The sequence below is a fragment of the Shewanella sp. SM20 genome (assembly GCF_025654545.1).
GTDB lineage: Bacteria > Pseudomonadota > Gammaproteobacteria > Enterobacterales > Shewanellaceae > Shewanella > Shewanella oncorhynchi.
Map to the genome: position 1 here is coordinate 14,831 of NZ_JAKKRK010000056.1, position 15,211 is coordinate 30,041.

Sequence of the window (15,211 nt, forward strand, 5' to 3'; positions counted from 1 at the left end):
CAGTTACACACATTTACACGAGTAAATGGCAGCGGTATATTTAGTGCTAATTATTCACTTGCAATGTCATCTGTAATACCAACACCTATAACTAACAACATAAATAATGTTATTACTTTGTTGAAATACTAATTTGTGTTTGAGAAACATCATGAAATTACGCTTTGATAGCGTCCAGACAATGAGTAAACAGACTATATTACTGGCAGTTATTAGCACTTTACTAATACTCACTACAATCCCGTTTATCTGTAGGTCATTCTGGCTTGCACTTGTATTATTATGGTATGTTTTTTGTAGTTTTTAATTCTAAAATCAATTAGAAATCTGTCTAATCAAAAACTTTATTGCTTCAAACAGACAAAATTTAAGTCATTTATACATAACATCAGCCTCACTACAAAACATTGCTTTTAATAGAGATTAGCTAAAAAAGAGTTTTCGATGAAATATGCAAAGAAAATTTTATTTGTGACTATTAGAGCACATCTAATTTATACGGTAATATTTTTACCGAGTACTTTCGCAGAAAATATCAATTATAGTCATTATGGGCCACTTCGTGTGCATGCCCAATCACCTACACATGCGGGTAGCTTAACGCCTCTACTTCGTTCAGGATTTGCACTGCCTGAAGGGAAAAAAGAGATATACGGATCTGCAACAGTAGCAAGTGTATGGGCTGAAACTGACGATTACTATGCTGACTATTATCATAATTCTCTTAATGGCGGAATAAAGTGGCAACTCACTGAAAAATTGATGTTTGATACTAATTATAAGTGGAGTTTTAGTGGGGATAACCATCTTGACTCGGTCACTATCTGGTTTCATGATGCATTTGGTGTGGGTCAAAATGGCCGCGACAATACAATCAAAGACAAAAACCAAATATTTTCAAAGAATGGTATAAATCAACCTGATCTTTCTGGCGATACGCTAACGAATTCCCTAAATTTCTATCTAGAATATCAATTGCTTAGTGAGGATAATTATGGTCTATCAATTGGTGGCAGCTTATATTACAACCATGTTAATTCTGGCCCATTTGTAGATAACCGTTTTGAACAAGCATTACAGCTGAATTATAGCTATACATCTGGAATGCATCATTTTTACTCCACAACAGGTATAAGTTTTAGACAAAATGATGAAAGTCTATCTGGAATAGACTATAAAGACCATGCTGTAATGTTATCTTTAGGTTATGAGTATTTAATGGGACGCCATGGTTGGCTTATTGAATTACATCATTATGAAGGTTTACTCAAAACAGATAATGACTTTTCAAAACCTTCTCACGAAGTATTTCTAGGCTATAGGTATTATCTGAATAACAGTGCAATTGAATTCACTATAATCGAAAACCTACTCAACATGGACAACAGCACTGATATTGCTTTTTCTCTTGGGTACAGAGTCATGATTTAAAAATACCTTACTTTATCGAATGAATGTGATCCAAAAGCTTTTCTCTAATATCATGTTCACTCTTATGCTGAGTGAGCGGGTTATTAGGATTGGAGTTTTTTATGAGTGAAATGGCTATTACGGGGGATGTGAACCAGCGGCACAGGTCAGATTGATTCAGTGGGCCACTGGTATCTAAGGCATATTAGGGAGAAAACTCAAGCGAATAAACGCGATAATCAAATGAGTTAATCCAATAACAAACTAACGCAACAGGCGACTAATACAAGACTAAGGCTTAGGATCTTTATCCTGTTCTTTGTCCTGCGCTTTATCAGAGAGTTGATGGCTAGCGGGTTTGATATCACTTGGATCGACTTTATGTTCAAAGTCTCCCTCAAACACATTACCGTCTTTTTTCACACTATCATCAAATGGCGCTTGGCCAAATGGGTCCTGTGGCTTAGGCCCAAAGGGACCTTGGCCCGCTTGAAAGCCACCGTGCATTGTGCCCTGTAAACCGGCAACAACCCGTAACTGCATGCGTTTGAACAGCAAGGCAGCAATGGGGCGACGGGTTAATGGCGTCAAGAATAATAGGCCAATGGCATCGGTCACAAAACCGGGGATCACGAGCAAGATGCCCGCCATAGCTAACATCATGCCTTCGACAATTTCTTGCCCCGGTGCTTCACCGCGGGCGAGTTTTTGTTGTACTTGCATTAAGGTATTTAAGCCTTGGCTGCGAACCAGAGAGACCCCGAGCACGGCGGTAAACAGCACTAAACCTATGGTAGTCCAAGTGCCAAGCACTTCACCCACACGGATCAGCACCGACAGCTCTATTACTGGGATCAGCACAAAGAGTAAAAAAATAATGAAAAACATACCGACCTCAGGTTTATCTGACTATCTCTGTAAACTAAATGGGGGTTATCCGGTCTTAATTCAAGTCAGGATAACCATTAGGACGAAGTAAGGGAGCAAAACACTGATATTTAGCTCACCCTTTTGTTAACCCGCTAATGTATGAGACCATTAAAACACGTAAAGTAGCCTAACGGAGTTGGCTTAAGCGAACTTTAAGATTCTTAAGAGACGATACCTAACACTATGCAGCATCAGTATTTAGTGGTTAGCACTACCTGCCCCGATGAAGTACAAGCCAATACTTTGGCTCGAGCTTTAATTGAGTCGCGTATTGCCGCTTGTGTTCAGATTTCCGCCCCGATACGTTCAATTTATGCTTGGGAAGGAAAAATCTGTGAAGAGCAAGAATTTAGCTTACAGATTAAATGTTTACAAAGTCGATATACAGAGTTAGAACAACTTGTGCTTAGGCTTCACCCTTATCAAGTACCCGAAATTATTGCCGTGCCTGTGACCCACGGGCTACCAGCCTACTTAGATTGGATAAAAGACAACACTCAGCCATGAAAAAACTACTCAGCCTTATTTTCACTTCTATATTGCTTCTTGCGCCCTTAGCTCATAGTGAAGGGGTTTTCGGTAACAAATTCGACTTCATGAAGGGTGAGCCTGAATTGATGCCTGTCGATCAAGCATTTGCCTTCGATTCCAAGCAAGAAGGTAATCAGGTCAAACTCAATTGGGTGATTGCCGACGGTTACTATATGTACCGCGACAAGCTTAAATTTAGCGTCAATGGTGCCGAGTTAGGCACGGTCGCTCTACCAAAGGGAAAGCCCCATGAAGATGAGTATTTTGGTAAGCAAGAAGTCTATTATACCTATGTCGATATTCCCGTTGGTTTAAAACAGGCCGATGAAAATGCCACGCTCACAGTGACCTTTATGGGTTGTGCCGAAGGTAAATTGTGTTATCCACCGACCAAGCATGAAGTCGTTTTAAAGGCGATTGCAGCCAACGATGGCTTAATTGTAGGCGCCGAATCAACCACGACGACTGAGCAAACCAGCACTGAGCCAAGCACTGCCGATAAAGCCAATACGCAACCCATTACTCAGCAAGATACCCTGAGCCAAATGCTGTCAAACGACAGCTTAATTTGGACTTTAGTGATCTTCTTTGGTCTAGGTGTCGGTCTGGCATTAACGCCCTGCGTATTTCCTATGTATCCGATTTTGTCGGGTATTATTGTCGGCCAAGGGCAAAAGCTCTCAACCGCAAAAGCCTTTACCTTGTCCATGGCTTATGTCCAAGGCATGGCAATCACTTACTCTATCTTAGGATTAGTGGTTGCATCGGCTGGACTAAAATACCAAGCGGCATTACAACATCCTGCCGTATTAGTCGTACTCGCGATTTTGTTCTTTGTGCTCAGCTTATCTATGTTTGGCCTATACGATTTGAAACTGCCATCGAGCTGGCAGGAGAAGATGAACTCAGTCTCGAATAATCAAAAAGGCGGCAACTTAGTTGGCGTGTTCTTAATGGGCGTGATTTCTGGCCTTGTCGCATCACCTTGTACTACCGCGCCGCTGTCGGGTGCACTCGTTTATGTGGCCCAAACCGGCGACTTACTCCAAGGTTTCTTAGCCCTGTATGTACTCAGCATGGGTATGGGATTACCACTACTGATTATCGGCACCTCAGGCGGTAAATTATTACCAAGAGCCGGCGCTTGGATGGATATCATCAAGACTATCTTCGGATTCCTGCTGATCGCTGTATCTATCGTGATGCTTGGCCGTATTTGGACAGGCGTAGTATCCGATGTGCTTTGGTCACTATGGGGCGTAAGCTTCACTGGCTACTTGATGCATCAGAACAAACTCAGTGAATTTAACTGGAAACAAACTGTACGTTCAGTGCTATTAACGCTGGCGCTACTGGCGAGCTTCTCCTACGGATTCCAAGCTGTGATGGGACACTTTGGTTTTAATAACAATTCCGTAGGCACTGCGGCGACGACCGAAGAAGTCCATGGCTTTAAACGCATTAAATCCATTGAAGATCTTGAGCAAGAAATTGCAGCCGCTACCGCCCAAGGTAAGCCTGTGATGCTCGATCTGTACGCCGATTGGTGTGTTGCCTGTAAAGAGTTCGAAGCCATCACCTTTAAAGATGCCGACGTGTTAGCCCGCATGAATAAAATCGTACTGCTACAAGCGGATGTGACTAAGAGTGACAAGGTCGATGTGGCCTTACTCGAAAAATACAATGTGCTCGGTTTGCCCACGCTGTTGATGTTTAACGAACAAGGTGAGCAAAGGGAAGATTTACGCGTGACTGGTTTTATGGGCCCCAAAGATTTTGCAACCCATTTAGATCATCTCGTGAAATAGTGACGATTTAGGCTTAGACCAGCGGAGTGATTTAGTTCGCGCGTGTTTTAACAGCCAAGTGTATTTACCGCAACACCAATAAAAAGCGGACTTTTTTAATTAAAAGTCCGCTTTTTTATCCAAGTGTCATAGATTTCTTATACAATCACTTACAATTTTAGACTTTTTAGATTGGAGCATCATGGAACCAGGCATCCTCATTATTACACTCATCTGCGGCATGCTCGTCAGCCGTATAGGACTCCCTCCGCTCATCGGCTACTTAGTGGCAGGCTTTGTACTGTTCATCTTAGGAATAGATAAAGAAAGCCTGCCATTACTGCAAGAACTCGCCAGCCTAGGCGTCACTTTACTGTTATTCGCCATAGGGTTAAAACTCGATATTCGTAGCCTGTTCAAGGCCGAAGTATGGGCGGGTTCGAGTGTGCACTTAGTGCTCTCGATAGTGATTTTTGTGCCGATTCTGAAACTCTTCGGCTTACTAGGTTTAAGCCAACTCACGAGTCTTAACCTTGAGCAACTGACGTTAATTGCCTTCGCGTTAAGCTTCTCCAGCACCGTATTTGCGGTCAAAGTGTTAGAAGATAAAGGAGACGTGCAATCCCTCTACGGCCGGGTCGCTATTGGTATCTTGATTATGCAGGATATCTTCGCCGTACTGTTTTTAACCATTTCTAAAGGCGATGTACCTTCGGTATGGGCCTTTGCATTACTCTTACTGCCACTGGCTAAACCACTCATCTATAAAGCGTTCGACCGTGTCGGCCACGGTGAACTCTTAGTGCTCTTCGGCCTAGTCATGGCACTCGTGGTTGGCGCTTGGTTATTTGAATCTGTTGGCTTAAAACCCGATCTCGGCGCACTGATTATCGGTATCTTGTTGGCGGGCCACAAAAAATCCTCCGAGCTGGCAAAATCCCTGTTCTATTTTAAAGAACTCTTCCTCGTTGCCTTCTTCTTAACCATAGGGCTCAATGGCTTACCTACGGTATCGGATATCGTACTCGCGGCGCTATTGGTGTTGTTAGTGCCACTCAAAATTCTGCTGTTTGTTTACATTCTTACCCGCTTTAAGCTGCGTTCACGTACCTCTATGTTGGGCTCATTTAACCTAGGTAACTTCAGTGAATTCGGTTTGATCGTCGCCGCAGTAGCCACCTATAAAGGTTGGTTACCTCCCGAGTGGCTAGTGATCATCGCCGTGGCATTAAGTTTTAGTTTTTTACTCGCCGCGCCACTTAACGCCACCGTCGGTAATATCTACCAGCGATTCCAGCAGCGTTTAATCAAGCTCGAAAAACGCCCGTTACACCCAGAAGACAGACCCATCGCCATTGGTAATCCACGCTTTTTAATCTTAGGCATGGGCCGTATTGGTAGCGGTGCCTATGATGAACTCAGAGAACAGTTTGATGGGGAAATTCTCGGTATTGAACACAAGCAAGACTTAGTCGACTTACATAAAGCAAAGGGTCGCAATGTAGTGCAAGGTGACGCCTCAGATACCGACTTTTGGGAGAAACTCGACAGAGCACCTAATCTTGAACTGGTACTGCTAGCCATGCCGCACCACGCGGGAAATATGTTTGCAGTTGAGCAACTAAAAAAACTGAATTATCAAGGCAAAATCAGCGCAATTGTGCAGTACAGTGACGATGCAGCGGCGCTTCGAGAATCGGGGGTACACAGTGTGTACAACCTGTACGAAGCCGCTGGTGCCGGTTTTGTGGATCATGTGATTTACGAGCTGTTGCAAGACTCAGAGAAAAACACGGTTCAAGCGGAAGATACAGTACAAGTGCCTGATCCTAAACTTAATGTGGAGCCACGTAGTTAAGTGCCTGCTAATGCTGCATTAAATTAAAATCACGCCATAACAGGTCGCACAAACGAGCAGTAACATCCTCTGCCAGTTTGTGCGGCATCCAACTAAATGCTGACTAATCTTTACAAATCAATTAACTAGATAAAACACTCAATACGCTATTTTGTCTCCTCATCCCAGTATCGATTTACTCATTGCAGCCTATCGCCATTTCAGCAAAAAATCTCAGTTACATCACTGACTCAGTCGTGATATAAATCGATGACGGTAACGAAATTAGCTCAGCTTTTTTGGAATTTTTTACAGCATGTCAAACCCTGCGCAACGCGCCACTAAGTTATTTGTCCAAACCTTTGGCACTAAAGCCGATGATTTATATCAAGCCCCAGGGCGCGTCAATCTGATCGGTGAATACACGGATTACAACGACGGTTTTGTACTCCCGGCAGCCATTAATTTTCATACAGTCATTGCGGTAAAACGCCGTGACGACACTAAGTTTCGAGCCGTCGCCGATGCGTTTCCCGGACAAATTAAAGAGTGGGTTTTCGGCCAAGAAAACGACATGGACCCGCAAGATGGCTGGGTGAATTACCTCAAAGGTTTTACTGCAGCTATGGCGCAAACTGGCTTATTAGCCAAGGGCTTAGACTTAGCCATTGTGGGCGATGTGCCACTTGCCGCAGGTCTTTCATCTTCGGGCGCACTCGTTGTCGCCTTCGGTACAGCCATTAGTGATACCAGCCAACTGCATTTATCCCCAATGGCGGTGGCGCAACTCGCACAGCGCGGTGAGCACAGGTATGTTGAGTCGGCCTGTGGCATCATGGATCAAATGTGCAGCGCCATGGGTGAACAAGACCATGCACTCCTGATTGACTGCTTAGATCTCGATAGCGAAGCCATTCCCATTCCAGAAAACCTAAGCCTTATCATCATAGATGCCCATATCGAGAAAAAACGCTTAGCCGCGACCAATGAGCAACGTCGCACTGAGTGTGCACAAGCGGCAGAGTACTTTGGCTTAGATGCACTGCGTCACCTCGATTTACGCCAACTAGAAAGCGCAAAGGCCGATTTAGATGAAGTGTTATACCGCCGAGCGAAACACATAGTCACTGAGAACCAAAGAACTCAAAATGCTGCTCGCGCCCTAGAGCAAAATAACATCCAAAAATTCAGTCGTTTAATGGCTGAATCCCATGCTTCACTGCGTGATGATTTTGAAGTCACACTGCCCGAATTTGATACTTTAGTTGAAATTGTTAGCCAAGTGATCGGCGAACGTGGTGGCATCCGCATGACCGACGGCTGCGTGGTCGCCTTAGTCGACCATGAACTGACTGACGCTGTTGTTGCCGCCGTTGAACATGAATTCTTCGAAAAAACCGCCATCGATGCCACAGTGTATTTATGTTCCGCCAGCGCTGGCGCAGGGCGCATCGATAACTAGCCAGAACAGGCAATTTGCTAGAACAAGCACTTAGCCGCACTTAAACCAAAGACAACCGAATAGAGTGACTACGCCGTCGATAACATACGAATTCATCACTGAACTTTATGCTGTTGATGGCAAATAATAGGGTTAACATACTCATTTAACACAATAAGCAGTGAGCATATTCAACACAGAGGGAAGCTAAATGGTACGTTTCAGTGTTTTGGATCCTTGGACCGATCCCCGCGGCGGTGAAATCGAACGGGTTCGGATCGACAATGGCATACTCGCATTAGAAGTCATCAGCTTAGGCGGTATTATCCGCGCTCTGTGGACCCCAGATAAACACGGCGAACGTGCCAATATCGTCTTAGGTTGTGATAGCGCCGAAGATTACTTGACTCAATCGGCTCATTTAGGTGCCATTGCAGGCCGCTTTGCAAATCGCATCGCTAACGGCAAAATGCACTATCAAGGGCATGATTATCAATTAGATGTAAACCAAGCGACTAACTGTTTGCACGGCGGCCGTGAGGGTTTTAATCGTAAAAACTGGCAACTAGGTCAACTCCCCGATGGTGTGCGTTTGACCTTAATGAGCCCAGATGGCGACATGGGCTTCCCCGGTAATTGCACAGTTCAGCTGGATTACCGCCTCGCAGGCAATAATTTGTACGTAGAAATCTTAGCCTCCGTCGATAAAGCCTGTCCCGTAAGCCTCACCCAACACAGTTATTTCAACCTCGATGGCACAGAGACCAATCATGAGCATCTGATGCAAATCGATGCCAAGCGCTATCTCACCATGAATGATGTCAGTGTTCCCACTGGGATTGCCGATACAACTAGGTCGATTTTCGATTTAAGTCAACCAATACGCTTAGGTGACAAGCTGCATACCGCTGAACTCGCAAGCACTCGCGGTTATGATCACTGTTATATGATGAATAATCCCGATGGCTCACTCGCCCGTTTTGGCTGTTTAAGCAGCCCCATTAGCGGTCGTGCTATGACGGTTTATACTAATCAACCGAGTGTGCAGCTGTACTGTGCTAATTTTTTAAATGGCACTGTAGGTCGCAATCAACAGGTATTAAATCAACATCATGCTGTGTGTTTAGAGCCGCAGATGCTGCCAGACTCACCGAACCAAGGCGAACGCTTTGGTGATGACGTTTGGTTAATGCCAGGCAAGGTTTATCACCACATCAGTCGTTATCAGTTCGATACCGATGCGTAGCCATTCGCAATAAAAAATTGAGAAAACGAGGGAAAGTGCTGTTTATCAGAAGGAAATAAAGCGATAAGGAATAAAATAAACACTACTTTATTCCTTACACTCACAGTGTTAGCCCTTAGGCCGACACTGTGTTAATCATCAAAATCATCGCCCCAATCATCGTCAAAATCCACGCCAACGGCATCAGATTCGACTTCTGGTTCAACTTCAGGCTTCGCCTTACGTACAGGCGCAGTTTCCTTCACGTTGTTCAAGTCAATGCGAGCTTGATGTTTACTCATAAATTGAGATCTTGCCGCCTTCCATGCACCACCAAACTTAGCCTCAGCAGCTTTTAACGCAGCCTCATCTAAGTCGTATAGGTTCACTTTGACTATATCTTCCACATACTCAATGATCGCATCGCGATCGGTATTGTATAGGTAGATACGTCCTGGGGAGGCATCGGGCAGCTGGTTGTCATGGACGACAATCGCGTTGCCTTTCGATGTTCTCAGCTCACCATACCAAACCTGTTTCTTTGCTGTGTTATACATATATGCTAATACCCTTAAATCAACACATACACCATGAGTTTTTTAGCCTGAATAAGCGAAGCATCGCTTGCTTTGATCCACGAATAGCGCCTGAAAGTCTCTGACGTTTTCAACTGGGTATTTTTACAGAATATTTCCGATAATCAATGCCTCATACCATGAAATTTTCACTAATTACGTATTAATTTCTGCCAAAGTACCCAAAAAGTTTAATCATTAACGACTTTAGTCTAAAAAATCGACGCGGCAAGTTTTATTCCCAAGAAAAAGCAATCATATCTATGGTGTTTGATGAGTCATCAACGTTAACAATTCTAGGTTGCTGTAAAGTTAACCATCAAGGTTATCCATGAAGATTTAATTACAGCGCTACAAACTCATATTTACCGAACAATGACTAAGCCACTATGATGTCAGAATGTCTTCTAGATTGACTCGAATGGCAGCGACTTAAAGCAAATATGTCGCTGCAAAACCAAGTATGCCTAGCTCAAATGACAGTCAGTATTACTTTGCCTCTGTGCTCACCCGACTCCATCAAAGCATGGGCTTTAGCAGCCTGTGCTAATGGAAAGGTTGCAAAAATATTGGGGACAATTTTATGGGCGTTTAACAACGGCCAAACTTTCTCCAATAATTCAGCAGCAATGGCGGCTTTGGCCTCCACGCTCTGCGGTCTTAGGGTCGACCCTGTCCACATGATACGTTTTGCCATCAGGCGGAAAATCTCAACCTCGGCCTTAGGCCCCCGTTGCATAGCTACCGACACCATACGCCCGTCCATCGCTAAGGCTTGTAAGTCAAGATTGATAAAATCACCACCCGCGATATCAAATACCACGTTTACGCCCTTATCTTGAGTGAGTGCCATCACAGGTTCAACAAAGTTTTGAGTACGATAGTTGATGACTTCAGCGGCGCCAAGGCTCAAGCAATAATCGCGTTTCTCATCCTGTCCCGTCGTAGCTATTACTTTTGAACCCAGCGCACTGGCCAACTGAATAGCCGTACTACCAATGCCACCTGAGCCACCGTGGATCAGTACCGTCTCGCCCGCTTTGAGTCCCGCACGCATAAACAGGTTACCCCATACGGTGAAGAAGGTTTCTGGCAGCGCTGCTGCCTGCACATAACTAAAACCCGTCGGGATCGGCAAACAATGGGCCGCATAGGTGAGCACATACTCGCCATAACCACCGCCCGGCACTAAGGCGCATACCTTATCGCCAACTTGCCATTGGCTCACGCCGTCACCGAGGACACAAATATCCCCAGCAACCTCAAGACCAATAATCGGTGATGCACCCGGTGGCGGTGGATACGCGCCCACCCTTTGTTTAACATCGGGGCCATTCACTCCTGCTGCATGCACGCGGATCAACACTTGCCCCGCCGCAGGGACAGGCAAAGGTGAGCGCGATAGCCGCATCACCTCGGGCGCCCCAGGTTGCTCAACATGAATATGGATGTACTCGCTTGGTAAAGCTGACATAAAAGCTCCTGTGAGAATGGCACCAACCTAATAGCAGATTGCTATGCTTAAACGGTTCGTTTGCTAAACCTTAATGCGGCTAAGCTAGCGCAATTTCAAGCCAAATAGCCACAGTTATTCCATTCTATATTCCATCGCACTAAATCAAGCGGCTGACGTTAACCATTTGAACTGAAAGCTGAACCTAAGCTGAACAGAAAAGATGTATCAAAAAAATATTATGACAAATACTAGATATATTAAAAACTTACAGCCATTATTCTGAGGCATTATTTGCTGGCTGCGATGTTTGTCGCGCTATTGTTATCACGCAAATAATCCAATGAGGTTTGATGCAAGTCTGTGTTAAATGCATCAAATAACGCCCAAGGAAGATCTGCTTTGCAGACTAGATAACTACGGATACACAATGAAAAACACACTACTCTTCGCAGCAATTAGCTTAGCGATTGCAACTCCCGTTCTTGCCCATAACACTCATGCAAGCCCCCCATTAGGCAACAACACACCAAACAGTTCACCAGCTCAACCCGTCCCGCCACCGCCCTCTGCACCAATTAGCTTAATTGAATCACATAGACCGCTACTGCGGGAGACGCCATTGATGGCATCCCCCAATGATCCGACGATGACAGAGCAGCCTAAGATTCATTCACGCCAGAAACGTCAGATAGAGGTCTCGGAGCAACCCCCACTTAAGTTGCAGAATCGTAGCGCCGCGATGCAAGTCAGCGACTGCAGTGACTTTGTTGGGAAATCAGGTCAGGCACTAGTCAATGAACTGAGCCAATCGACACCCGAATGCGTCGGTAAGCTCTATAGCCTCAAAGGCAGTGCTGCGACCGCGCTATTTAGCGAGGCCAATGTGATCAGTGTGGCTAATGCCATTGCCGCTAAAGCCAAGGACTACACTGGGGTCGATGTTCAGCATCTTGAGTCCCATATTTACTTTGTCCGCGCCGCCCTCTATGTGCAGTTTTACAGCCCAAATGATGTGCCCGCTTACAGCAGCGCCGCTAAGGCCAGCTTAAAATCAGCCCTCAACGCTTTATTTGCGAACGCTGCGATTTGGACAGTCTCCGATGCTAATGCTGGCGTGTTGAAAGAAGCCTTAATCCTGATTGACTCAGCCGAGCTCGGAGCCGATTTCAATCATGTCACTATCAAAGTGCTTACGGACTATGATGCTAATTGGCAAGCCAGCTTCGCCATGAACGCCGCAGCCAACTCAGTGTTTACCACCTTATTCCGCGCTCAATGGAATGATGACATGCAGGCGCTGTTCGCGCGTGATCAAGGGATTTTAGATGCGCTGAATAACTTCCAACTCGAACATCGCAACTTGTTAGGCACCAATGCAGAGTACCTTTTGGTCAACTCAGTTAAAGAGTTATCTAGACTGTATTACATTGATGCCATGCGCCCGCGAGTGACCCAGCTGGTCAAAAACATCCTCAGCAGCACCAATAAAACCGAACCGAGCAAAGTGCTTTGGTACGCGGCGGCAGAAATGGCCGACTATTACGATCGCAGCCATTGTAACGATTACAATATCTGTGGTTTTAAGGCGCAGTTAGAAGCCGATGCTTTACCTTTCAACTGGAAATGCTCCGACAGCCTCAAGATCCGCGCCCAAGATCTCTATCAAGATCAAGCCAAATGGGCCTGTGATGTGCTGACCAGCCAAGAAAGCTATTTCCACAGTAAACTCGAAACGGGCATGCAACCTGTGGGGCAAGATAACAACGATGACTTAGAGCTAGTGATCTTCGGCAGTTCGTCTGAGTATAAATCCTTAGCCAACAGTATATTTGGTATCAGTACCGACAATGGCGGCATGTATTTAGAAGGCTCACCCGCCGGACTCAAAAATCAGGCACGTTTTATCGCCTATGAAGCCGAATGGCGCACGCCGGATTTCCACGTCTGGAACCTGCAACACGAATATGTGCACTACCTCGATGGTCGCTATAACCTGTTTGGTGACTTTAGTCGTGGCACTTCGGCCAATACCATTTGGTGGATTGAAGGCCTCGCGGAATACATCTCTTACCGTGACGCAAACCCTGCGGCAATTGCCATGGGCGAAACTGGTAAGTATATGTTATCGACCATCTTCAAAAACAACTATGAATCTGGCCAAGACCGCATCTATCGCTGGGGTTATCTAGCGGTGCGTTTCATGTTTGAACACCACAGGGACGATGTGAGACAGATTCTGGCCTACCTACGCAACGATCAATATGCAGAATATCAAGCCTTTATGGATAATATCGGCACACGTTACGATAACGAATGGCAGGGTTGGCTCGCCAGTGGTTTAAGCACGGCTGACGATGGCATAGTCGATAAGGGCCCGAGTGATGTCGACGCTGAGCCTAGTGGCCGCGAAGGCAACTGGACAGGACCAGCAGGCACTATCAGTAAGGATTACTCGCCTTGCCAAGTGACTAACGAAGCCTACCGTTACACAGAATCGGCCAGCCTGAAAATTGATGTGCCGATGGAATGTATCGATTCAAAACTCGGCCGCGCCAGTTTCAGCTTCACCAATACCGATCGCACAGCCCAAGAGCTTTGGATCAAGATTGGCGGTGGTTGGGGAGATGCCGACATTTATTTCGATTCTAGAGGCTGGGCAAGCCCTGAGCAAAACCAAGGGGCTGGTATCGGTAATGGTAATTATCAAGTGATTAAGGTGCAGTTAAACCCCAACGAGTATTGGCACTACATTACCTTATCGGGGGACTTTGGCGGTGTTGATATGCAAGTCAGCACCACTGAGCTATTTGCTGATATCGACCCCGATCTGGGGGATGGCGGCGTGGATCCTGAGCCACCAGCCAATTGCGGCGCAGCGACCTTAAATTACGGTAAGCTCACCCTAGGCAAAAATGAGTGCATCAGTGGCGGGCGTAACAGCTTCTACTTCTGGGTTGAGGAAGATAATACCCAGTTCACTGTCACCACTAAGGGCGGCTCTGGGGATGCCAATATTTACTTCAATGCCAGTCAGTGGGCCGACGCAGATAATGCCGATGCAAAGAGCGCTCAAGCAGGAAATCAAGAGTTGCTTAGCTTCAGCGCCAATCGTGGCTGGCGTTATATCACGATTGATACTGCCACTGAGTTTAGCGGCGTAACACTGACCTTAAGCACAGGCACGAGTAACACACCCGATCCGCTGCTCATTGCCAACGCCTGCGCGACGCAATCACCTTTAAGTTATGGTGAACTCAGTGCTGGCAAAGCCATTTGCACCGCCGATGGGCGCAACGATTATTACCTTTGGGTACCAGAGGGAACGAATCAGCTAAGCATCAACTCCGCCCACGGCAGTGGTGATGTTAGCCTATTTTCGGGGACGACTTGGGCGAATGCTCAACACTTCGATGCAGCCTCTGTGACACCCGCCAACACGCGAGAAAGTATCACAGTCAATGCACCAAACGTGGGTTGGTATTACATCACAGTGCAAAGTGAGCCCCAGAGTTCAGGTGTCGCACTGCTGGTTGATTTACGCTAGTTTGATGACTCGCATTACTTAAATAAGCAGTTTTAGCCATTACGCATAAATCAAGCATTTGAATAAATAACAAAATCCCTGCTTCGGCCTGTCTCTTCTACACAAATCCCTCGGTTTGCCCCGGGGGATTTTTTTGAACCATTTTTAATTAACCTGATCTGATCCTGACCTTTTGTTTCAGATACCACATGCCATGTTTTTAAGTGAACCATCACTCTGGGCACARAGCATTTTTCAGCGCGCAMAATTAGGGGATGTACGAAGGACCAAACGGCTTGTACAGTTGGCGGCTCAACTTGCAGCTCATACAGGACAATCTATCGTGCAATCTCTTTCATCCAGTGCAGACATTGAAGCCGCTTATCGCTTTGTCCGTAACGAGCATATCAGTCCGGCAGCGATTGCTGAGGCAGGTTTTGCTGCCACAGTGCAAGCCTGCGAACCATTTGACTGCCTACTGGCGCTGGAAGACACC

Annotated in this window: 11 protein-coding genes; 8 read left to right on the top strand and 3 right to left on the bottom strand. The window is 45.8% G+C overall.

Annotation, left to right across the window (positions count from 1 at the left end):
• Positions 1-444: 444 nt before the first annotated feature.
• Entirely contained in the window at positions 445-1,431 is a 987-nt protein-coding gene (locus L5M18_RS19135; protein WP_263198246.1) for a DUF3187 family protein, read from the top strand.
• A gap of 270 nt (positions 1,432-1,701) precedes the next feature.
• Here the strand turns inward: L5M18_RS19135 and L5M18_RS19140 are convergent, their stop codons facing one another.
• The gene (locus L5M18_RS19140; protein WP_105251362.1) at positions 1,702-2,298 is read right to left on the bottom strand and encodes an FxsA family protein; all 597 of its coding nucleotides are present in this window, start codon (positions 2,296-2,298) and stop codon (positions 1,702-1,704) included.
• 225 nt (positions 2,299-2,523) lie between these two features.
• On the opposite strand from L5M18_RS19140, the gene cutA reads away from it, so the two are divergent.
• The 5 genes from cutA (at position 2,524) to L5M18_RS19165 (ending at position 9,182) form a co-directional block, all read left to right on the top strand.
• On the top strand, positions 2,524-2,847 hold the full coding sequence (cutA, locus tag L5M18_RS19145) for a divalent-cation tolerance protein CutA (RefSeq protein ID WP_113940010.1): 324 nt from the start codon (positions 2,524-2,526) through the stop codon (positions 2,845-2,847).
• Positions 2,844-4,679 carry a protein-disulfide reductase DsbD gene (locus tag L5M18_RS19150; RefSeq protein ID WP_263198248.1) on the top strand — a complete coding sequence of 612 codons (1,836 nt, stop codon included), beginning with the start codon at positions 2,844-2,846 and terminating at the stop codon, positions 4,677-4,679. Before cutA ends, L5M18_RS19150 begins: the two co-directional genes overlap by 4 nt.
• Positions 4,680-4,860: 181 nt before the next feature.
• Positions 4,861-6,516, top strand: a complete 1,656-nt coding sequence (locus L5M18_RS19155; RefSeq protein WP_263198252.1) for a cation:proton antiporter family protein — start codon at positions 4,861-4,863, stop codon at positions 6,514-6,516.
• A gap of 295 nt (positions 6,517-6,811) precedes the next feature.
• The gene (gene galK, locus L5M18_RS19160) at positions 6,812-7,957 is read left to right on the top strand and encodes a galactokinase (RefSeq protein ID WP_263198254.1); all 1,146 of its coding nucleotides are present in this window, start codon (positions 6,812-6,814) and stop codon (positions 7,955-7,957) included.
• 190 nt (positions 7,958-8,147) lie between these two features.
• Complete coding sequence (locus tag L5M18_RS19165; RefSeq protein ID WP_263198255.1) at positions 8,148-9,182, top strand: aldose epimerase family protein; 1,035 nt, start codon at positions 8,148-8,150, stop codon at positions 9,180-9,182.
• A gap of 131 nt (positions 9,183-9,313) precedes the next feature.
• Here the strand turns inward: L5M18_RS19165 and L5M18_RS19170 are convergent, their stop codons facing one another.
• Positions 9,314-9,718, bottom strand: a complete 405-nt coding sequence (locus L5M18_RS19170) for a hypothetical protein (RefSeq protein WP_105251357.1) — start codon at positions 9,716-9,718, stop codon at positions 9,314-9,316.
• A gap of 490 nt (positions 9,719-10,208) precedes the next feature.
• A complete protein-coding gene (locus tag L5M18_RS19175) occupies positions 10,209-11,210 on the bottom strand; it encodes an NAD(P)H-quinone oxidoreductase (RefSeq protein ID WP_263198257.1) in 1,002 nt (333 codons plus the stop codon).
• 409 nt (positions 11,211-11,619) lie between these two features.
• Between L5M18_RS19175 and L5M18_RS19180 the strand changes: the two genes are divergently transcribed.
• Both L5M18_RS19180 and L5M18_RS19185 read left to right on the top strand, forming a co-directional pair.
• Positions 11,620-14,736, top strand: a complete 3,117-nt coding sequence (locus L5M18_RS19180) for a M9 family metallopeptidase (RefSeq protein ID WP_263198258.1) — start codon at positions 11,620-11,622, stop codon at positions 14,734-14,736.
• Between the two features lie 193 nt (positions 14,737-14,929).
• Positions 14,930-15,211: transposase DNA-binding-containing protein (locus L5M18_RS19185; RefSeq protein WP_263198260.1), on the top strand; the 282-nt coding region annotated here is incomplete at its 3' end.